This window comes from Actinocorallia sp. B10E7, from assembly GCF_039871655.1.
Classification (GTDB): Bacteria; Actinomycetota; Actinomycetes; order Streptosporangiales; family Streptosporangiaceae; genus Actinocorallia.
On the sequence record NZ_JBDPLZ010000009.1, the window covers coordinates 36,564 to 55,733 of the forward strand.

18 protein-coding genes are annotated in these 19,170 nt (G+C 70.2%); 11 read left to right on the plus strand and 7 right to left on the minus strand.

All coding sequences use genetic code 11. The features are described 5' to 3' along the window. The 4 genes from ABGB12_RS26950 (at position 1) to ABGB12_RS26965 (ending at position 4,002) form a co-directional block, all read left to right on the plus strand. On the plus strand, positions 1–1,293 hold the full coding sequence (locus tag ABGB12_RS26950) for a family 1 glycosylhydrolase (RefSeq protein ID WP_347682263.1): 1,293 nt from the start codon (positions 1–3) through the stop codon (positions 1,291–1,293). Between the two features lie 117 nt (positions 1,294–1,410). Further along, the gene (locus ABGB12_RS26955; protein ID WP_347682264.1) at positions 1,411–2,184 is read left to right on the plus strand and encodes an SDR family oxidoreductase; all 774 of its coding nucleotides are present in this window, start codon (positions 1,411–1,413) and stop codon (positions 2,182–2,184) included. Positions 2,185–2,190: 6 nt separating this feature from the next. Next, positions 2,191–2,955: a crotonase/enoyl-CoA hydratase family protein gene (locus tag ABGB12_RS26960; RefSeq protein WP_347682265.1), complete on the plus strand. Its 765-nt coding sequence runs from the start codon at positions 2,191–2,193 to the stop codon at positions 2,953–2,955. 183 nt (positions 2,956–3,138) lie between these two features. Further along, positions 3,139–4,002, plus strand: coding sequence for a trypsin-like peptidase domain-containing protein (locus ABGB12_RS26965; protein ID WP_347682266.1), 864 nt, complete (start codon positions 3,139–3,141; stop codon positions 4,000–4,002). Positions 4,003–4,227: 225 nt separating this feature from the next. Here ABGB12_RS26965 and ABGB12_RS26970 read toward each other — a convergent pair whose 3' ends face one another. Next, the gene (locus ABGB12_RS26970; protein WP_347682267.1) at positions 4,228–5,082 is read right to left on the minus strand and encodes an oxygenase MpaB family protein; all 855 of its coding nucleotides are present in this window, start codon (positions 5,080–5,082) and stop codon (positions 4,228–4,230) included. Between the two features lie 83 nt (positions 5,083–5,165). Between ABGB12_RS26970 and arfB the strand changes: the two genes are divergently transcribed. From arfB to ABGB12_RS26990, 4 genes are all read left to right on the plus strand, one after another. Continuing rightward, positions 5,166–5,594 (plus strand): alternative ribosome rescue aminoacyl-tRNA hydrolase ArfB, encoded by a 429-nt coding sequence (gene arfB / locus ABGB12_RS26975; RefSeq protein ID WP_347682268.1) that lies wholly within the window; start codon positions 5,166–5,168, stop codon positions 5,592–5,594. An 84-nt stretch (positions 5,595–5,678) separates the two neighbouring features. Continuing rightward, positions 5,679–6,104, plus strand: coding sequence for a hypothetical protein (locus ABGB12_RS26980; protein ID WP_347682269.1), 426 nt, complete (start codon positions 5,679–5,681; stop codon positions 6,102–6,104). Then, positions 6,101–7,318, plus strand: a complete 1,218-nt coding sequence (locus tag ABGB12_RS26985; RefSeq protein WP_347682270.1) for a sensor domain-containing protein — start codon at positions 6,101–6,103, stop codon at positions 7,316–7,318. The genes ABGB12_RS26980 and ABGB12_RS26985 overlap by 4 nt, the downstream gene beginning before the upstream one ends. A gap of 11 nt (positions 7,319–7,329) precedes the next feature. Then, on the plus strand, positions 7,330–7,971 hold the full coding sequence (locus tag ABGB12_RS26990) for a response regulator transcription factor (protein ID WP_347682271.1): 642 nt from the start codon (positions 7,330–7,332) through the stop codon (positions 7,969–7,971). A 43-nt stretch (positions 7,972–8,014) separates the two neighbouring features. Here the strand turns inward: ABGB12_RS26990 and ABGB12_RS26995 are convergent, their stop codons facing one another. Further along, on the minus strand, positions 8,015–9,100 hold the full coding sequence (locus ABGB12_RS26995) for a hypothetical protein (RefSeq protein WP_347682272.1): 1,086 nt from the start codon (positions 9,098–9,100) through the stop codon (positions 8,015–8,017). 308 nt (positions 9,101–9,408) lie between these two features. Here ABGB12_RS26995 and ABGB12_RS27000 point away from each other — a divergent pair, with 308 nt between their 5' ends. From ABGB12_RS27000 to ABGB12_RS27010, 3 genes are all read left to right on the plus strand, one after another. Further along, positions 9,409–9,930, plus strand: coding sequence for a gamma carbonic anhydrase family protein (locus ABGB12_RS27000; protein WP_347682273.1), 522 nt, complete (start codon positions 9,409–9,411; stop codon positions 9,928–9,930). Between the two features lie 64 nt (positions 9,931–9,994). Next, on the plus strand, positions 9,995–14,008 hold the full coding sequence (locus tag ABGB12_RS27005) for a hypothetical protein (protein WP_347682274.1): 4,014 nt from the start codon (positions 9,995–9,997) through the stop codon (positions 14,006–14,008). 156 nt (positions 14,009–14,164) lie between these two features. Beyond that, entirely contained in the window at positions 14,165–14,329 is a 165-nt protein-coding gene (locus ABGB12_RS27010) for a hypothetical protein (protein WP_347682275.1), read from the plus strand. 75 nt (positions 14,330–14,404) lie between these two features. Here the strand turns inward: ABGB12_RS27010 and ABGB12_RS27015 are convergent, their stop codons facing one another. The 5 genes from ABGB12_RS27015 to pstC all read right to left on the minus strand — a co-directional run bounded on the left by ABGB12_RS27015 (position 14,405) and on the right by pstC (position 19,148). Continuing rightward, positions 14,405–15,565, minus strand: coding sequence for an inorganic phosphate transporter (locus tag ABGB12_RS27015; protein ID WP_347682276.1), 1,161 nt, complete (start codon positions 15,563–15,565; stop codon positions 14,405–14,407). Next, positions 15,562–16,179 carry a DUF47 family protein gene (locus tag ABGB12_RS27020; protein WP_347682277.1) on the minus strand — a complete coding sequence of 206 codons (618 nt, stop codon included), beginning with the start codon at positions 16,177–16,179 and terminating at the stop codon, positions 15,562–15,564. The genes ABGB12_RS27015 and ABGB12_RS27020 overlap by 4 nt, the downstream gene beginning before the upstream one ends. A gap of 285 nt (positions 16,180–16,464) precedes the next feature. Continuing rightward, on the minus strand, positions 16,465–17,241 hold the full coding sequence (gene pstB / locus ABGB12_RS27025; RefSeq protein ID WP_347682278.1) for a phosphate ABC transporter ATP-binding protein PstB: 777 nt from the start codon (positions 17,239–17,241) through the stop codon (positions 16,465–16,467). A gap of 24 nt (positions 17,242–17,265) precedes the next feature. After that, entirely contained in the window at positions 17,266–18,174 is a 909-nt protein-coding gene (gene pstA, locus ABGB12_RS27030; RefSeq protein WP_347682279.1) for a phosphate ABC transporter permease PstA, read from the minus strand. After that, on the minus strand, positions 18,171–19,148 hold the full coding sequence (gene pstC / locus ABGB12_RS27035) for a phosphate ABC transporter permease subunit PstC (RefSeq protein WP_347682280.1): 978 nt from the start codon (positions 19,146–19,148) through the stop codon (positions 18,171–18,173). Before pstC ends, pstA begins: the two co-directional genes overlap by 4 nt. Positions 19,149–19,170 lie beyond the last annotated feature (22 nt).

The window sequence follows — 19,170 nt, forward strand, 5'->3', positions numbered from 1 at the left end:
GTGGGCCGGACCTTCGTTTCCCTCGTCGCGCTGTTCGTCTCGTTGCTCGTCGCGGTTCCCGCGGACGCCTCCACCGGAGCCGGGAGGTTTCCACCTGGATTCCTGTGGGGGGTGGCCACTTCCGGATTCCAGTCCGAGGGGCACGCGCCCGACAGCAACTGGAAGAGGTACGCCCGCGGGCACGAGGCGTACGGGAACTCCGTCGACTTCAGACACAGGTATCCCCAGGACCTGAGGCTCGCCTCGAAGCTCGGCGTCGACGTGTTCCGCACGTCCGTCGAGTGGGCGCGGATCGAGCCGCGCGAGGGCGAGTACGACTGGCGTGAGATCCGTTACTACGACGACCTCTTCCGGCGCGTCCGCGCGCACGGTATGCGGCCGATGATCACGCTGAACCACTGGGTCCACCCCGGCTGGGTGCACGACCGGGGAGCCTGGAAGAAGGAGCGCACCGTCCGGGACTGGCTGCGGTTCGTCCGCTTCGTCGTCAAGCGCTACGGCGGCGGAGACACCCTGTGGATCACCTTCAACGAGGCGAGCCAGTACATCTTCCACGAGGTCACCGAAGGGAGCCTGCCGGTCTCGCAGGTGCCCGTGATGAGCAGGCATCTGATCCGCGCGCACCGCGCGGCCTACGACCTGATCCACCGGATCCATCCGGGAGCGAAGGTCTCCACCAACGTGGCCTACGGTTCGGTCCTCAACGGCCTCTTCGACGCGGCCGTCTTCAACGAGGTGACGGACAAGCTCGACTTCATCGGCGTCGACTACTACTACGGGGTCAACGCCGAGAACCTCACCGCCATCCATGCGTCCACGGGCCGGTTCTGGGACGTGGAGGCCGAGCCCGAAGGCATCTACTACGTCCTGAGGAACTACCAGCGGCGTCTGCCGAAGCTGCCCGTCTACATCGTCGAGGCCGGCATGCCCACGGACGACGGCAAGCCCCGCAAGGACGGCTACACCCGCTCCCAGCACCTCAGGGACCACCTGTACTGGGTGCAGCGGGCCATGGCGGACGGGGTGAAGGTGATGGGCTTCAACTACTGGTCCCTCACCGACAACTACGAGTGGGGCTCCTACCGGGCCAGGTTCGGCCTCTACACGGTCGACGTGAAGAAGGACCGCGAGCTGCGCCGCGTCCCCACGGACGGTGTCGCGACCTACCGTTCCGTCATCGCGCGCCGGGGTGTCCCGTCCGGCTACGTTCCGGTCAAGCGTCCTGGCTGGTGTTCTCTGGAGGATCCGGCGGCCACTTGTTTCGCGAAGGTTCCCACGCCTCCCGCGCCCTGAGTCCCGCGGTTGGGAGGGCGGTTCGCGGGGAGGAGAGGGGGGGTGGCTATTCTTCGTTCTGACCGGTGGGTAACATCGGCCGAACGGCATTCGGTTTCCTCTAGTAAGGTGTCGCTTATGGAACTGAACGGAGCATCCGCTGTCATCTCCGGTGGTGCGAGTGGCCTCGGCGAGGCCTGCGCCCGGGATCTGGCCGCGAAGGGTGTCAAGGTCGTCATCGCCGACCTGAACGAGGCCAAGGGCAAGGCGCTCGCCGACGAACTCGGCGGCATCTTCGTCAAGACCGATGTCTCGAACGAGACCGAGGTCCAGGCCGCGGTCCAGGCCGCCGTCGACTCCGGTGCGCCGCTGCGCATCGTCATCAACAGCGCCGGCATCGGCTGGGCCACCCGGACCGTGGGCAAGGGCAACGTCCCGCACCCGCTGGACACCTTCGAGAAGGTCATCAAGATCAACCTGATCGGCACCTTCAACCTCATGCGCCTGGGCGCCGCCGCCATCGCGGCCACCGAGCCGGTGGACAAGGACGGCCTGCGCGGCGTGGTCATCAACACCGCGTCCGTCGCCGCCCTCGAGGGCCAGACCGGCCAGGTCGCCTACTCCGCCTCCAAGGGCGGCATCGTCGGCATGAACCTGCCCGCCGCGCGTGACCTCGCCGCCGTCGGCATCCGGGTCAACACCGTCTGCCCGGGCATCATCGACACCCCGATCTACGGCGAGGGCGAGGCCGCCGAGGCGTTCAAGGCCACGCTGGCCGCGCCGGTGCCCTTCCCCAAGCGCATGGGCACCGCGGCGGAGTTCGCCCACTTGGTCCGTTCTCTCATCGAGAACGACTACATGAACGGCGAAGTCGTCCGTTTCGACGGCGGCATCCGCTTCCAGCCGAAGTAGGTCATCATGAGCGACGCAGTTCTGACTGAGGAAGATGGCGGCGTTCTCGTCATCACGATCAACCGGCCCGAGGCCAAGAACGCGATCAACGCGGACGTGGCCAAGGGCGTCGCGGCGGCGCTGGACGTGCTCGACAGCCGCAAGGACCTGGCGGTCGGCATCATCACCGGCGCCGGCGGCACCTTCTGCTCCGGCATGGACCTCAAGGGCTTCCTCAAGGGCGAGATGCCCTTCGTCGAGGGCCGCGGCTTCGCGGGCATCGTCGAGAAGCCCCCGGCGACCCCGCTGATCGCCGCCGTCGAGGGCTACGCCCTGGCGGGCGGCTGCGAGATCGCGCTGGCCACGGACATGATCGTCGCCTCGTCCGAGGCCAAGTTCGGGCTCCCCGAGCCCAAGCGCGGCCTGGTGGCGGCGGCCGGCGGCCTGATGCGCCTGCCCAAGCGCATCCCGTTCCACATCGCCATGGAGATGTCCCTCACCGGTGACTTCTACGGCGCGGAGCAGCTGGCCGCCTACGGTCTGGTCAACCGGATCGCCGAGCCCGGCAAGGCTCTGGAGGCCGCCAAGGAGCTGGCCGCGAAGATCGCGGAGAACGCCCCGCTGGCGCTGGCCGCGACCAAGAAGATCATCGTGGAGTCCGCGCAGTGGTCTCCCGAGGAGATGTGGGCCAAGCAGAACGAGATCTCCGGCCCGGTCTTCGTCTCCAAGGACGCGCAGGAGGGCCCCGCGGCCTTCGCCCAGAAGCGCAAGCCCAACTGGAGCGGAGAGTAGATCTTCTCCCTCTTCACCGGAGGCCGTATCCCCGACGGGATACGGCCTCCGGCCGTTCTCACCTGGGATTCTCTGCCTTCGGCCAGGGCCGGTTAAGGAATTCCTCACGTTTTCCCAGCATTGTCTCTTGTATCGGTCACGAGTGGGCCGGGCTGTTCAAGACGGGGAATCTGGGGGGATTCTATGGAGGCGCAGCAGGGCGTTCCGCAGTGGTGGCAGCAAGAGGAGCAGGCTCCTCGCCCACCGCGGACGGAGCGGTCCCGTGGCCTCCTGACGGTCCGGCAGAAGCTCGCGGCCTTCGCCGCCGCGGCCTCGCTGGCACTGGCCGGCGGGGCCGCGGGGGCGGTGAGCGCGCTGGTGCTCACCCAGGAGCGGTCCGCCGCGGCCGGTCCCGTCTCGGTGTACGGGGCGTCGCGGAGCCGCTCGATCCCGGCCATCGCCGCCGCCGTCCAGCCCTCGGTCGTCTCCCTCACCGCGACCGCGCCCGGCAGCCAGGTCAACGGCTCGGGAGTGATGATCGGCTCCGACGGCGTGATCGTCACCAACGCGCACGTGGTCGAGGGCGCGGACGGGATCACCGTCAAGTTCAGCGACGGCGGCACCGCCCGGGCCGAGGTGGTCGGCACCAGCACGGAGAACGACCTCGCGGTGATCAAGGCCCGTGACGTGAGCGGCGGGAAGACGGCGGACCTGGGAGACAGCGGTTCCCTCTCGGTCGGCGACACCGTGATCGCCATGGGCAGCCCGCTCGGCCTGGACGGCTCGGTGACCGCCGGCATCGTCAGCGCGCTGGGCCGCACCATCGCCGAGACCGACGGCACGACCATCCGCGACACGATCCAGACCGACGCGGCGATCAACCCCGGCAACTCCGGGGGAGCGCTGGTCGACACCCGGGGCCGGCTGGTCGGCATCAACACCGCCATCGCCACCACCGGCGAGGAGACCGGCAGCATCGGAGTCGGGTTCGCGATCCCCGTCGACAAGGTCAAGGAAGTCGCCGACGACATCCTGGAGCGTTCTGGGAACCCGCCGGTCAGGCGTTGACGACTCTGTCGTCGGTCGGACTCTGACGACTCTGTCGTCGGTCGGGCTCTGACGACTCTGTCGTCGGTCGGGCTCTGACGACTCTGTCGTCGGTCGGGCTCTGACGACTCTGTCGTCGGTCGGGCTCTGACGACTCTGTCGTCGGTCGGACTCTGACGGCGAGAGCCGCGCCGGGCCCCTGAGGGCGCTGGGGGGTGGACCTCACGGGGCCCGGCGCCTCCTTTCTCAGGAGGACTGGACGGAGAGCCGGGCGCCGCGTCCCCTGGCCTTCTCGATCTTCTTGCGGATGTTGCGGCTGTAGAACTGGCGCGGCATCGTCCGCAGCGACAGCGGCAGCTTCGGATAGACGATGCGCAGCGCGTTCACCAGCATCAGGAAGCGCCGCTCCCGTGCCGCGTTCCATTCCCAGCCGTACTGGGCGCGCAGCTCCTCGGGCATCAGCCCCGCGGTGAGCAGCCGGATCGCGGCCAGCCCCGGCTGCAGGTGCGGCGGGAGCTTCGGATGCAGCACCTGGTGGGCGACCTGCTTGGAGGCCTCGGTGAGCTCGAACGACTCGATCTGCTTGCGGTAGTAGACGTAGAACTCCTCGACGTTCTGGGGCTGGGCGTCGGCGGGGGCGCCCATCAGCTGCGCGTAGACGCGCGTCTGCTGGTAGAACTCCTCGATCTGGTTGCGGCTGAGGCGGCCGAAGATCGCCTGGTAGAAGCGCACAGCCACGTCGAAGAGGGTGGCACCCACCCACACCTGGGGTTCGACGTCCTGGGCGTCGTAGCCGGGCCCGTTGACGGTGTCGTGCATCCTCCGCGCGAACATGCTGATCATTTCGGCTTCCTCGCGGGTGCCGAACTGGACCGCGTACAGCCACTCCATGGTGTTCTGAAGCCGCCCGAGCGGGTTCTGGAACGTGTAGCTGTGGTCGTAGACGCCCTGTCCCACCGCCGGGTGCGAGGTCTGGAGGATGGAGGCCGCCCCGCCCGAGGCGATGAGAATGCCCTCGCGAGTGATCCTCCGGATGATGTCGTCGTCCTGGAACAACCCGGGTTCACACTGGACGTCATGGCGTCCAGTGTAAGTAAGCACTTGCATACGCTGGATATGACCTACGTCACGTGGTGTGGAAAAAAGGAAACGACTCGGGGCGGGTCCTTGTTGATAATGGGGGTATGCCTGTGACCGGTCCGATCCCGATCAACGGCTCGGTCGCCATCCCCGAGGCCGAGCTCCGCTGGCGTTTCTCCCGCTCCTCCGGGCCCGGCGGACAGCACGTCAACACCAGCGCGACGGCCGCCGAGCTGTCCTTCGACCTGGCGAACTCGCCCTCCCTGCCGCCCCTGCTGAAGGAGCGGGCCCTGGCGAACCTCGGCAACCGGCTGGTGGCCGGCGTCATCACGATCCGGGCCGAGGAATACCGCTCACAGCTGCGCAACCGGGACGCCGCCTGCGAGCGCCTGGCCGTCATGCTGCGCGAGGCCATCGCCCCGCCCCCGCGCAAACGCCGCCCGACCAAACCCTCCAGGGGAATGATCGAACGCCGCCTGCAGAACAAGAAGCGCCGCGCCGAGACCAAGGCGGGCCGCCGCCGCGACTGGTAGCCGCACGGGGTGGGGTGAACCGAACCACCGGTTTCCGTGGTCGCACGATCGATGAGCAAAGCCTTTCCCGGCAGCATCGACGGTATGAAAGACAAACTCCCCTTCAGCCCGGCTCCCTGGCTGCGCACCCTGTACGTCTTCCTCTCCGCCCCGCTCACCCTGGTCTCCCTCGTGGACGGAGGACGCCTGAGACAGAGGCTGGGCGGCCGGCTGCTCGGCGGCGAGATGCCGGCCCGGAGGCTGAGGGGTCTTGCGGGCCTGCCGTTCGACCTGGCCGCGTCGCCGGCCGTCCTCTACGGCTGGTCGGTCGTGCCCATGAACCTGGGATACCCGCTCCGCCCGCTGCTCGGCTTCGACGGCTCGCTGGAGAACGCCTGGGGCGGGCCCACGCTCCTGGGCGCCTGGGCCGTCCACGCCCTGGGCGGGGTGGCCTTCCTGTTCCTCATGCCCTGGGTGGTCGCCGGCGTCGTCGCCGTGCAGAGCAGGATTCTGGGAAGATCCTCCGGGTGAGGTGCGGACGGGCGGGAAGAGAGCTCCTCTTCGTTCTCTCCACCGTGGTGTTCGCGGTCTTCGGCCCGGCCTTCGTGGTGGGCTTCCTGACCCTCGGCACGTTCTTGTCCGTCACGGCGATCGGCGTACCCCTCCTGGCGGCGGGCCTCCTCGGAGCGAGGAGGCTCGGCGGAGTACAGCGCGGGCTCGCCGCCGCCCTGCTGGGAGAGCGGATAGAGGAGCCTCCGCCTCCGAGGGATCTGCCGGGCTTCTACGGCAGGGTGCAGTCCCTGCTCACCGACCCCCACGGGTGGCGGGCCGTCGCCTTCTACCTTCTCCAGCCGCCCCAGGCGCTGCTCCAGGCGGCCACGGTCGTCTTCACCTGGTGCTGGGGGGCGGTGGCCCTGACCCACCCGCTTCAGCGGGCACTCGGCTGGAACCAGACGCGGGAAGGCTGGTCGATCGCCGGATACTCGCTGGAGCCCTTCCCCCGCCCGTTCCTCGTCTCGCTGGCGGGGCTGGCGCTGCTGTGGCTCGCGCCGAGGGCCGTCCGCCTCGCGCTGCTGCCGAACCGGCTGCTGATGCGCTGGCTGCTCGGCCCGCACCGCCCCGCCGCGCGCATCCGGGACCTCGAAGAGAGCCGCGCCCTGGTCGTCGACGAGTCCGCGGCCGTGCTCCGGCGGATCGAACGCGATCTGCACGACGGGGCACAGGCCCGGATGGTCTCCCTCATCATGCAGCTGACCTTGCTGAAGGAGACGGTCCCCGAAGGCCCCGCCCGGCAACTCGCGGCCCAGGCGCAGGACACGGCCTCCCAGGCGGTGCGGGAACTGCGCGAGCTGGTCCGGGGCCTCCATCCGCCGGTGCTGGACCAGGGCTTGGAAGCCGCGCTGGCCGCGCTCGCCGACACCGTTCCGCTCCGCACGGAGCTGCGGGTGGAGGTGCCGAGGCTGAGGGCGGCGGTCGAGACGATCGCCTACTTCTGCGTGGCGGAGCTGCTCACCAACGCGGTCAGGCACAGCGGCGCCGACGAGGCGCGGGTCAGCGCCGTTCTGGACGGCGGCCTGCTGCGCGTCGAGGTGGAGGACGACGGCAGGGGCGGCGCGACGGCGCTGCCGGGTTCGGGACTGTCAGGTCTGCGGGAAAGGGTCGGGGCGGTCGACGGGCGGCTGCTCGTCCACAGCCCCGCGGGCGGGCCCACGAGGATCACGGTTGAATTGCCCGCGAACCGATGAGCGGGGGGAACATGCGTGTGGTGATCGCCGATGACGCCGTCATCCTCAGGGAGGGCCTCGCCCGGCTGCTGGAGGCACGCGGGCTCACCGTCGTGGCCGCGGTCGCGGACGCCGGGGAGCTGAAGCGGGCCGTGGCCGAGCACGCCCCCGACGTCGTGGTCGTCGACATCCGGATGCCGCCCACCCACACCGACGAGGGGTTGCGTGCCGCCCTGGAGCTGAGGCGCGAACACCCGGACGTCGGGATCCTGCTGTTCTCGCAGTACGTCGAGACCCGGTACGTGAAGGACCTCCTGGCGGAGTCCGCGGCGGGCGTCGGATACCTGCTCAAAGAGCGGGTGGCCGACCTGGACGACTTCGTGGACGCCCTGCGGCGGGTGGCGGGGGGAGGGACGGCCCTCGACCCCGAGGTGCTGTCGCACCTGCTCGGCGGCTCCCGCGGGGCCCTGGACGGGCTGACCCCGCGGGAGCGGGAGGTGCTGGCGCTGATGGCGGAGGGACGGACGAACGACGCCATCGCCCGCCGTTTCGTCGTCTCGGGGCGGGCGATCGAGAAACACGTCGCGAACATCTTCGCCAAGCTGGGGCTTCCGCCCTCCGGAGACGACCACCGAAGGGTGCTGGCGGTGCTGAGGTACCTGGAGAGCGCATGACGAAAGCGGCCTCCCGGGGGGAGGCCGCCTTCGCGGGAGAACGTCAGATCTTCGGGTCGGACGGGGCGACCGGGGCCGGGATCTGGGTCGGGATGGGGTCGTCGTCGGCGCCGTAGACGGAGGACGGGGCGGTGCTCAGCGGCTTCACCGGCTTGACCGGCTCGCCGGAGGCTCCAGCCGCCCCGGACACGCCGCTGGAGGCGGACAGGGAGGCCGAGGAGGACGACGGGGCCGAGGGCACCGACGGAGTGGAGGGCACCGACGGAGTCGAGGCCACCGAGGACACCGAGGCGGCCGAGGACACCGAGGACGACGGCGCGGCGGAGGCCGGCACCGAGGGCGCCGAGGACGAGGAGGACACGCTCGAGGCGGCCACCGCGGGGGCGGGGGTGCTTCCGGGGGCCTGGCGGGCGTGCTTGCGCACCGGGGGCTTGCCGGCCGCGTCCTCGACCATCTTCTCCAGCGGGCCCGCCTCGTTCTCGGCGCGGAGCAGGGCGCTGAGGGTGTGGCTGATCTCGGTGAGCCGCTGCAGCGCGTTGGAGTGGTTCTTGGTGACGTGGTCCAGGCGTTCGGTGGCGTCCTCGTTGATGACGGTGGCGCGGCGCTCGGCCTGGGTGAGGGTGCGCTCGGCCTCCAGCCGCGCCCCGGTCACGGTCTGCTCGGCCTCGTGCTTGGCGGCGGTCAGCACCTTCTCGGACTCGTTCTTGGCCGCGTTGAGCACCTGGGCGGCCTTCTCCTGGGCGGCGGCGACGTCGCGCTCGGCCTGGCCCCTGGCGTCGTCGATGATGCGCTTGGACTCGCGCTCGGCGTCGCCCCGGATCTGCTGCCCGGTGCGCTCGGCCTCGGCGACCTTCTCCTTGGCCTCGTCCTCGGCCAGGTTGATGATCTGGCGGAGCCGCTCGCTGAGATCGTCCCCGGTGGGGCGGCGCGCCTCGCGCACCTCGACCATCTCCCGGCGGGTGCGCTCCACGTCGTCCAGGGCCCGCTGCAGCCGGGCCTCGAGGTCCCGGATCTGGTTCTGGTAGCGAATGATCATTTCGTCGACCTGACGGCGGTTGTAACCGCGCATCACGATCTCGAACTGTTCTTCTTTGAGGAGATTGGGAAGGATCTCTGCTTCGTTGCTCATGGTGCCTAAGGGGGTCGGCCCCGTGACCGGGGGGCTGCTGATGTTTCAGAAGGGGCTGGGGTGGACCCCTGATTGCGGGACGTCAGACCCGACTCTGGTCCGGTCCGGCCTGCTCGCGCAACCGGAACGACGGTTCTCGCGAGAATTGGCCGCCGTCCACCACGTGCTCTCACCCGCATAGGCGGGTCTTCCGGTCATGTCAGGCGGAGACTTCCTTCCTGCGGGTACCGGGGAGAGGACGGGATCCGCCTCGGTCCGGGGCGGGTCCGGTAGGGACACCTCCGCTTCGAAGAGACAGAATACGGTCCATGACGTTCTTGGGCGCACTCGGCGCATACCAGCCTAAAGTTCACCCCACCGCATGGATCGCCCCGGGCGCCGTGGTGGTCGGCAAGGTCACCCTCGGCCGCGACTCCAGCGTCTGGTACGGCTCGGTCCTGCGGGCCGACGCCGAGGAGGTCGTCGTCGGGGACGAGTGCAACATCCAGGACCTGTCCTGCATGCACTCCGACCCGGGATTCCCCGCGGTCCTGGAGGACAGGGTCTCCCTCGGGCACAAGGCGATGGTCCACGGCGCGCACATCGAGACCGGCGCGCTCATCGGCATCGGCGCGATCGTGCTCAACGGCGCGCGGATCGGGGCGCGCACCCTGGTGGCGGCGGGCGCGCTGGTCACCCCCGGCAAGAAGTTCCCCTCCGGGGTCCTGGTCGCGGGCGCCCCGGCCAAGGTGATGCGGGAACTGAACGACGACGACTTCGCCGGCCTGGAATTCACCTCCAGCGTGTACGTGGAGAAGGCGAAACAGCACAGCCGGGCCGAGTGGAAATGATCAACGGTCCGGCTTTCCGAAAACAGCCGGACCACTGAACAAGCCGGTCAATTACGATGTCCGGGTGGCATGGGGACCGAATGATTCGCGGCGAGAAGATCTGTTCAGCGCCGCGGAGCGCGAGATCAAGGCGGTGGTCTCCGCGAGCTGGTGGCCCACCGCGAGGGCCGAGCAGCGCGAGCACGCCGTCGCGGGCCGCGTCATAGAGCTGCCCGACGCCACCCGGTGGCTCTTCGGGGCCTGGGCACGCTGGTACCGCAAGCACCCGGGCGACACCCAGTGGTACCTGTGCCCGCCGCCGTACGCCACGTCCGTCCGGCGGTCGGGCAAGACCGCGGGCCCCGAGTCCGGGCTGCCCCCGCACGTCATCCCGCTCGGCCCCGACTTCGACGTCACCGCGCCCGCCGCGCTGCCGTTCTTCGGCGCCGACCTGTCGCAGCTGACCGCGCGGGTCAGGGCCACCGTGGAGTCCGCGGCGGCGCTGCCCGCGGCCGACTTCCCCAGGCCCGCCGAGAACACCCCGCGCTGGCTCGCCGACTTCTCCCCCGACGTCCCCAACACCGTGGCGGCCTGCTGGGGAGTCATGCTCTGGTGCGCTTCGGCCCCCGTCTTCGACGCCCAGCGCGACGCCGACCTCCTCGCCCTGTGGGAGCCCTACCGCACCGCCTCGCTGCCCCGCATCGAGGGGCCGCGCTGGCTGACCCCGCCGACGTTGGAGGAGCTCGTCTCCCTGTACGCCGAAAGGCTGCGCGCGCACAACGTCCAGGCGGCCGTCGTCATCCTGCGCACCATGTGGGCGACGGCCTCGGCGCTGCGCGACGAGCCCCGGTTCACCGCCCGCGCCGACGCGCTGCTGGCCATCCTCAACGTCACGCTGTCGGACCCGCAGCAGGACTACGGCGCGCTGCCGCACGGCGACGCGGCGGTCGCCCAGCTGTGGATCACCCGCTGCCCGCCGAACCTCAGCCCCGGCCTGCGCGCCGAGAGCTCGCCGGGCGACGGCTTCCGTCACCTCTTCTACGACCTGGCCCGGTGCCTGGTGCCGGCCGCGGGCGAGCCGGGCGACCCCACGTTCGTGGAGCCCAGGCTGATCGCCGCCTCGATGCTCGCCGCCGACCTGGCGATCGTCCGCCACGACCTGGTCACCGAGGTCACCCGCTGGCTCGACCCGGAGATCCGCTTCACCGTCCAGGCGATGATCGCGCAGCCGGGCCACCCGCTGCGCCGCCGGTTCTGGCCGATCGACCAGAGGCTGCCGCAGCAGCTGCGCGACGGCACCGCGGGCAACCGCGAAGAGCTGCTGGCCACCCTCTTCGCCGTGGCGCTGGGCTGGTGCCGGCTCGGCGGCGGTATCCCGGCCCGGCCGCGCGGCTTCCCCTCGCCGGTCGCGGTGCTGGCCGAGCTGATCGGGCTGGAGCGGGCCACCGCCACCACCCCCGCCGCGCCGCCGCCCCCGCCCCAGCAGTGGGGTGCGCAACCCCCGCCCCAACAGCAGTGGGGCGCGCAGCAGCCGCCGCCCGTCCCGCCCGGCCAGGAGGCGGCACAGCCTCCCGCGCAGCCGTGGGGAGCCCAGCCCGTTCCGCCGGGCCCCGAAGGGCGGCAGCCTCCCGTACAGGGGCAGCCATGGGCCACGCAGCCGCCGCACCAGCACACCGCCCGCGCGGAGTTCGGTCCGGACGGGCAGCTCATCGTGCCCGGCCAGGGCGAGCGACCCGCCGAGCCCGCGGCGCAGGGGGAGCAGGCGGCGGCGTTCGGCCTCCAGGGCGCGCCCCACCAGACCGGCGGGAGGCGTCCCGCGGCCCAGCGCGGCCCCACCGCGGACGAGCTGGCCGAGCAGGCGGGCAAGGCGTTCGGCAAGGCCTGGGACAGGGCCCGCAGGTTCGGCGGGCGGCTGTTGGGCGGCGGAGCACAGGAGGACGTGCGCTCCACCGGCCCGCTGGGCTTCGACCGGCCCGACGGGCCCAGCCAGCCGCCGATGCCCTCGCCCTCGGGCGGGCCCGCCGACCGGCGGCCGCCGGTGCCCGAGAACGGCACCCGGATCATGTCCGAGACGATGGTCGGCGACTTCCTGGACCACGCTCCGCTGCCCGCCCGGCCCGTCGACGACATCGCCCCGCCCGCGCAGGCGCCCGGCGAGGTGCCGACGGTCACCCGGCGCGGCGTCACGTTCGTGTACGGGCCGGAGGACGACGCCGCGGCCTTCCTCGACGCGCTGCCCGTCCCCGGCATCGCCTTCGCCGCCACCCAGCTGGCCGGGCTGCCCGTCCAGCCCGTCCAGCCCGGGCAGCCTCCCGCGACGATGCTCGACCAGAACGCGGCGGCCCTGCTCGAAGCCTCGGCCACGATGCTGGACGCGCCGGGGGGACCCGCGCCGTTCGACCCGGGGGCCACGATGCTCGACCAGGGCCAGGGCCAGGGCCAGGGTTTTGATCCGCACGCCACCATGCTGGATCAGGGTGCCGGACGGCCCGTGGATCCGCACGCGACGATGCTCGACCAGGGTGCCGGACGGCCCGTGGACCCGCACGCGACGATGCTCGACCAGGGCGGCGCCCGGCCCGCGGTCCCGCCGGCCACCATGCTCGACGGCGCGGGAGCCGCAGGCCCCGCCGGCCCGTCGGGTCCGGCCGCGGTCTCGGTGCTGCTGGTGGGCGCCCCGCACACCGGGCAGCGCCGGTTCGCCCGGATGGTCGCGGAGATCGTCGGCGACGGCCGGCTGCGCATCACCGACGCCGAGGAACTGCGCGGCCTGGCGCTGGAGCGGCTGGCGACGCTCTTCGACCAGGACGGGCCGGTCCTGCTGCTGGAACGGCTGGACGCCGCGGTGATGGACGCCCAGGACCCCCGGGTCTTCCTGCGGACGCTGCGCACGGTGCGGGCCAGGGCCGGCACCCCGATGATCGCGACCTGCGACCCGCGCTCGTTCCGGCACTTCGCCCAGGAGTACCCGGAGCTGGAGCGCACGTTCCGGGTCTTCCGCCTGCCGGAGTTGCGGGACGTCGAGGAGCGCACCACCCTGCTGCGGGTGCTCGCCGACGAGCGGCGGGCGTCGCTGGACACGGTCGCCTGGGACGTGGCGCGGGAGGACCTCATCCGGCTGCGCGGCCCCGGCGACCTGACCGGGGCCCGGCTCGTCGAGGCCTATCTGGAGCGGGCCTACCAGCGCGCGCTGGGCCGGGGCGGCGGGGCCAGGGACAGGGTCGTGCTCCAGGCGCCGGACTTCGCGGGCGTCCCCGAGACGATCGAGCCCGCGCTGCGGCCCGCCGGGGACGTGGACGGCTACCTGGACACCCTGCACCAGATGATCGGCCTGGAGGAGGTCAAGGCCGAGGTGGACCGGCTGGCCGCCGAGGCCGACGAACCGGTCAACCTGGTCTTCGAGGGGCCGCCGGGGACGGGCAAGGCCACCGTCGCCGGGATCATCGGCGGCATCTTCGGTTCGCTGGGCGTCCTGCCGTCCGGGCATCTCATCCAGTGCCGCCCCGAGCACCTGCTGGGCCGCGACGGGCTGGAGACGGAACTGCGCACCGCCGCGATGGTGCAGCAGGCCGCGGGAGGGGTGCTGCTGGTGCAGCAGGCCGAGAACCTCACCCCCGAGGCGGTCGCCGAACTGTTCCGTGGCTTCCGGGAGAACCCCTACCAGCTGGTCCTGGCCGGCCGCGACCTCGGCGGGTTCCTGCGCGCCAACCCCGACATCGAGGCGACCTTCCTGAAACTGGACTTCGCGCCGCCGACCGACCGGGAGCTGGTGCAGCTGTTCGCCCGGCTCGCCGAGGCCAAGCTGTACGTGGTCGAGGAGGAGCTGAGGGTCGAGCTGATGACCCGGATCGCCCGGGCCAGGGAGGACGAGGCCTTCTCCTACGGGCGGACCGTCCACCAGTGGTTCGACGAGACCGTGGCGCGCCAGGCCCGGAGACTGGCCGGGCTGGTCGGCGCGGACGCCATGACCGCGGCGCGGCTGACCGTCCGCGACCTGCCGGAATCCGGGCTGGAGCGCATCCTGGGCGAGCTCAACCAGACGCTGAGGGGCGGGCCGGAGCGGCTCGACCAGACGCTGAGGGCAGACCCGGAGGGCTGAGAGGGGGTTCTTCCGGGCCGCGGTTCCGGGTCTCGATCTGACTACCGGCGGTGCAACGTGAATAGTCCTCGGGTAGCCCGCTTGGGTCATGGGAACCTTTGCGACCGGCCAGTAGCCTGTACGCGGGTGTGGGCCGGATGAACGGAGGTGGACGCGATGCGCCTTTCGGAGCTCGATCGACGTCTGCATGACGACGTGGCACTCGGGGAGATCGAACTGTACGCGGAGCTGCTGAGCGCGGTCGCGACCGCGGAGCGGCAGCTCACCGAGGCCGAGATCGACATCGTGCTGGGAGTGTGCCCCGAGCCGGTCTACGACTGACCGTGCCGGGTCCGAACGTGCCGAAGCCCGCCCGGGAGGAACCGGACGGGCTTCTTCGTTCGAGGCGCGCGGCGGTCAGACTCCCAGGAGCCTGAGCAGCGTGAAGACCAGGGCCGCCATCAGTCCGGCCGCCGGCAGCGTCAGCACCCACGCCATGAGGATGTTGCCCGCCACCCCCCAGCGCACCGCCGACAGCCGCTTGGTCGCGCCCACACCCATGATCGCCGAGGAGATCACGTGGGTGGTGGAGATCGGGGCGTGGAAGCCGATGGCCGCGACGTAGAGGATGGACGAGGCGGTGGCCTCGGCCGCGAACCCCTTCGGCGGGTCGAGTTCGATGACCCGTCGGCCCAGTGTGCGCATGATGCGCCAGCCGCCGGCGTAGGTGCCCAGCGACAGCGCGGACGCGCTGACGAAGATCACCCAGACCGGCACGTGGTCGGCGTGGGCCTGGTGCCCGGTGGCGACCAGGGCCAGCACGATCACGCCCATGGTCTTCTGCGCGTCCTGCAGGCCGTGCCCGAACGCCATGGCGGCGGCCGAGGCGGACTGCGCGATGCGGAAGCCCCGGCTGACCCGGGCGGGCTTGGCCCGCCGGAACAGCCACAGGATGATCACCATGAAGAGGTATCCCAGCGCGAAGCCCGCGAACGGCGAGACGATCATCGGGATGACGACCTTCTCCAGCACCTTGTCCCAGCCGACCGTGGTGGCCGCGGCCACGCCCGCACCGACCAGCCCCCCGATCAGCGCGTGGGACGAGGAGGAGGGGAGCCCGAACCACCAGGTGATCAGGTTCCAGATGATGGCTCCGGCCAGCGCGGCGAACACCACGCCCAGGCCGCTGAGCCCTTGCAGGTCCGGAAGGATGTCGGCGATCGTCTTGGCGACTCCGACGCCGACGAACGCGCCGAGCAGGTTCATGATGGCGGCCATCAGCAGTGCCGCCCTCGGTGTCAGTGCCCGGGTGGACACCGAGGTGGCGATGGCGTTGGCCGCGTCGTGGAAGCCGTTGGTGTAGTCGAAGCCCAGGGCGATGCCGACGACGGCCACCAGGGCGAAGGTCTCGACGGAGGGGCCCAGTACCAGGATGGTGACGGTGCCGGCCACGAGGGCGACGAGCCCGCCGCCCGCCGAGACGTAGGTGCTCAGCCGGCTCTGCTTCTGCTGAGGCTTTTCCAGATCATGATCGACCTGTACCGCGTCGATCAGTTTCTGCGGGTCCTCCCCGGTCATGATTCCTTGACCGCGATGGTCTCGATGGTGTTGGCGACCTGCTCGAACGCGTCGGCCGCGTCCTCCAGGCGGTCGATGACCTCTTTGAGCTTCATCACCTCGAGGGGTTCGTACTCGCCGCCGAAGAGGTGGGCCAGGAGCTTGCGGTAGATCCGGTCGCCCTGGTTCTCCAGCCGGTTGATCTCGATCCAGTACTCGTTGAGCTCGCGCATCGACTTGAGCCGGGGCATCGCCTCGGAGGTCAGCTCAGCGGCACGTTCCAGAATCTCCACCTGGCGGACGACGTCCTGCGGCAAAGTCTTGATCTTGTAGAGGACGACCAGGTCGGCGGCCTCCTCCATGTGGTCCATCACGTCGTCGAGGCGGGCCGCCAGGTCGTAGATGTCCTCGCGGTCGAACGGGGTGATGAAGCTCTCGTTGAGCCGGTGCATGATCGCGTGAGTGCATTCGTCACCCGCGTGTTCGCAGGCGCGCATCTTCTCCGCTACGGCCTCCCGGTCTGAGCCGTCGCTGATGAGTTCCACGAGCAGTTGGGCTCCGGTGACGAGGTTGTTCGCGGAGTCCGCGAACAAGTCGTAGAAGCCGTCTTCACGCGGCGTGAGACGCAATCGCACGTTTCTCTCCTAGTGCGGGAACTATCCGCAGCGATCGTAGGTGTAGTTCAACCGTATGACGAACTTTCACCTGATTTTCTTCGGCGAGTCATCACCTCCTCTCCTGATGGTTGCCGTTGATCAACTCGCGTACACCCCTCCAGAACAGAGTTTTCGCTGGTCAACGCGCCCACGGGACAGGCGATGAGCACCTTATGAGACACGCCGCGCAGACGGCGACAGGGCCCCCACCCCCAGCGGGGTGGAAGCCCTGTGTCTTCGCCGGTACGGGTTCGCCGGTACGGGTCAGCCGAAACGGCCGGTGATGTAGTCCTCGGTCGCCTTCTCCGTGGGGTTGGTGAAGATCTTCGAGGTCTCGTCCAGCTCGATGAGCTTGCCGGGCTTGCCGGTGCCCGCGATGTTGAAGAAGGCGGTGCGGTCGGACACGCGGGCCGCCTGCTGCATGTTGTGCGTCACGATGACGATCGTGTACTGCGACTTGAGCTGGGCGATGAGGTCCTCGATCGCCAGGGTGGAGATGGGGTCGAGCGCCGAGCACGGCTCGTCCATCAGCAGCACCTGCGGCTGCACCGCGATCGCCCGGGCGATGCACAGCCGCTGCTGCTGACCGCCCGACAGGCCCGCGCCGGGCTTGTCCAGCCGGTCCTTCACCTCGTTCCAGAGGTTGGCGCCCCGCAGCGAGGACTCGACGATCCCGTCGAGCTCGCCCTTGCGCTTGACCCCGTTGAGCTTGAGTCCGGCCGCCACGTTGTCGTAGATGGACATCGTGGGGAAGGGGTTGGGCCGCTGGAAGACCATGCCGACCACGCGGCGGACCGCCACCGGGTCGACCCTCTCCCCGTAGAGGTCCTGGTCGTCCAGCATGACCCTGCCCTCGACCCGGGCGCCCGGGATGACCTCGTGCATGCGGTTGAGGGTGCGCAGGAAGGTGGACTTGCCGCAGCCGGACGGGCCGATGAAGGCGGTGACCGAGCGGGGCGCGATCGTCATGGAGACGTTCTCGACGGCCAGGAAGCCGCCGTAGTAGGCGTTGAGGCTGGAAACCTCGATCCGCTTCGCCATTGCTGTTGTTGCTCCGTTCTTCTCTTACCGGATCGAGGTCCTGCGGGCCAGGAGCCTGGCGCCGAAGTTGAGGACCATGATGATGAAGATCAGGGCGAGGGCCGCGCCCCAGGCCCGGTCGACGGCCACCTGGTTGGGGTCGCCCGCCTGCTCCCAGATGTAGGTGGGCAGCGAGGACTGCGCGCCCTCGAACGGGTTGAAGTTGATGACCTTGGTCACCCAGATGGTCAGCAGCAGCGGGGCCGTCTCGCCCATGACGCGGGCGACGGCCAGCATGATGCCGGTGATGATGCCGGTGAACGCGGTGGGCAGCACCACCTTGGTGATCGTCCGCCAGCGCGGCACGCCCAGGGCGTAGGAGGCCTCGCGCAGGTCGTTGGGGACCAGCTTGAGCATCTCCTCGGCCGAGCGCACCACCGTCGGGATCATCAGGACGGCCAGGGCCAGCGCGCCGGCGAAACCGGAGACCTCGAAGCCCAGCACCAGGATCCAGAAGGCGAGGACGAAAAGACCGGCCACGATGGACGGGATGCCCGTCATGACGTCCACGAAGAAGCTGATGATCTTCGAGAGCCGGTTGCCCTGGCCGTACTCCACCAGGTAGACGGCGGTCAGCACCGCGATCGGGATCGACATCAGGCTGGCCAGGGCCACCTGCTCCAGGGTGCCGATCAGGGAGTGGTAGATGCCGCCGCCCGCGTCCCGTCCGCCGACGCCGTTCATCGACTTGAGGAAGAAGTCGCCGCTGATGACCGTCGCGCCCTCGCTGACGATCTTGAACAGGACGCTCGCCAGCGGGATGATCGCCAGGGCGAAGGCGGTGTACACCGCGACGAGGACGATGTTGTCCTTGAGCTTGCGGACGCCCGAGGTCTCGGGGATCGCCGCGCTGCCGGTGCCGCCGTGCCGTGTCTTCAGGGTCGGGGCGCTCACACGAACTCCTTACGCCGGGCCACGATCGCGCGGGCCGCCATGTTGACCACCATCGTGATGACGAAGAGCACCAGGCCGGAGGCGATCAGGGCGCTGCGGCCGGTCGCCCCGGACTCGCCGAAGGTGCGGACGATGTTGGCGGCGAAGGTGTTGCCGCCCGGCTCCAGGATGTGCCAGTTGATGCCCGCGACCGTGGACAGCACCAGGGCGATCGCGACGGTCTCGCCCAGCGCCCGGCCCAGGCCGAGCATCATGGCGCTGATCATGCCGGACCTGCCGTAGGGCAGCACCGACAGCTTGATGGTCTCCCAGCGGGTGGCGCCCAGGGCCTGCGCGGCCTCGATGTGCGAGGTGGGCACCTGGAGGAAGACCTCGCGGGTGATGGAGGAGATGATCGGCAGGATCATGATCGCCAGGACCACCGAGCCGATGAAGAGGGACTGCCCGCCGATGTTGTCGCCCGCGAACAGCGGGATCCAGCCGAGCGCCCCGTTGAGGAACCCCACCACTCCCTCGGAGTTGACCACCAGGAAGTGCAGGCCCCACAGGCCGTAGATGATGCTGGGCACCGCGGCGAGCAGGTCCACCACGAACCCCAGGCCCTCGGCGAGCTTGCGCGGGGCGTAGAACGCGATGAACAGGGCGATGCCGATCGCCACCGGCGTCGCCATGAGCAGCGCCAGCGCGGACGACATGACCGTACCGAAGGCCAGCTGCGCCACGCCGAACCGCGGCGGGTCGCCGTTGGCGTTCCACTCGGTGTCGGTGAAGAAGTTCCCCTCGTTGGCCTGAAGTGCCGGGATGGCCTTCCAGACCAGGAACGCGGCGATCGCCGCCATGATCACCAGGACGAAGACCCCGGAGCCCAGGGCCGCCGTGCTGAAGATCCGGTCGCCCCGCCGACCGGTGCTCAACGCACGCCTCTGCCGCTGCGCCCCGACGGTCCGCGCCCGGACTTCGTCGATGCTGGTCACCCCAGCCCCTCCTTCGGGATCT

What these genes read in the sequence shown, in the direction of transcription:
- ABGB12_RS26955 (WP_347682264.1), top strand. Translation starts at nt 1,411, where the DNA reads ATGGAACTGAACGGAGCATCCGCTGTCATCTCCGGTGGTGCGAGTGGC.
- ABGB12_RS26960 (WP_347682265.1), top strand. Translation starts at nt 2,191, where the DNA reads ATGAGCGACGCAGTTCTGACTGAGGAAGATGGCGGCGTTCTCGTCATC.
- ABGB12_RS26965 (WP_347682266.1), top strand. Translation starts at nt 3,139, where the DNA reads ATGGAGGCGCAGCAGGGCGTTCCGCAGTGGTGGCAGCAAGAGGAGCAG.
- arfB (WP_347682268.1), top strand. Translation starts at nt 5,166, where the DNA reads ATGCCTGTGACCGGTCCGATCCCGATCAACGGCTCGGTCGCCATCCCC.
- ABGB12_RS26980 (WP_347682269.1), top strand. Translation starts at nt 5,679, where the DNA reads ATGAAAGACAAACTCCCCTTCAGCCCGGCTCCCTGGCTGCGCACCCTG.
- ABGB12_RS26990 (WP_347682271.1), top strand. Translation starts at nt 7,330, where the DNA reads ATGCGTGTGGTGATCGCCGATGACGCCGTCATCCTCAGGGAGGGCCTC.
- ABGB12_RS26995 (WP_347682272.1), bottom strand. Translation starts at nt 9,100, where the DNA reads ATGAGCAACGAAGCAGAGATCCTTCCCAATCTCCTCAAAGAAGAACAG.
- ABGB12_RS27000 (WP_347682273.1), top strand. Translation starts at nt 9,409, where the DNA reads ATGACGTTCTTGGGCGCACTCGGCGCATACCAGCCTAAAGTTCACCCC.
- ABGB12_RS27010 (WP_347682275.1), top strand. Translation starts at nt 14,165, where the DNA reads ATGCGCCTTTCGGAGCTCGATCGACGTCTGCATGACGACGTGGCACTC.
- ABGB12_RS27015 (WP_347682276.1), bottom strand. Translation starts at nt 15,565, where the DNA reads ATGACCGGGGAGGACCCGCAGAAACTGATCGACGCGGTACAGGTCGAT.
- pstB (WP_347682278.1), bottom strand. Translation starts at nt 17,241, where the DNA reads ATGGCGAAGCGGATCGAGGTTTCCAGCCTCAACGCCTACTACGGCGGC.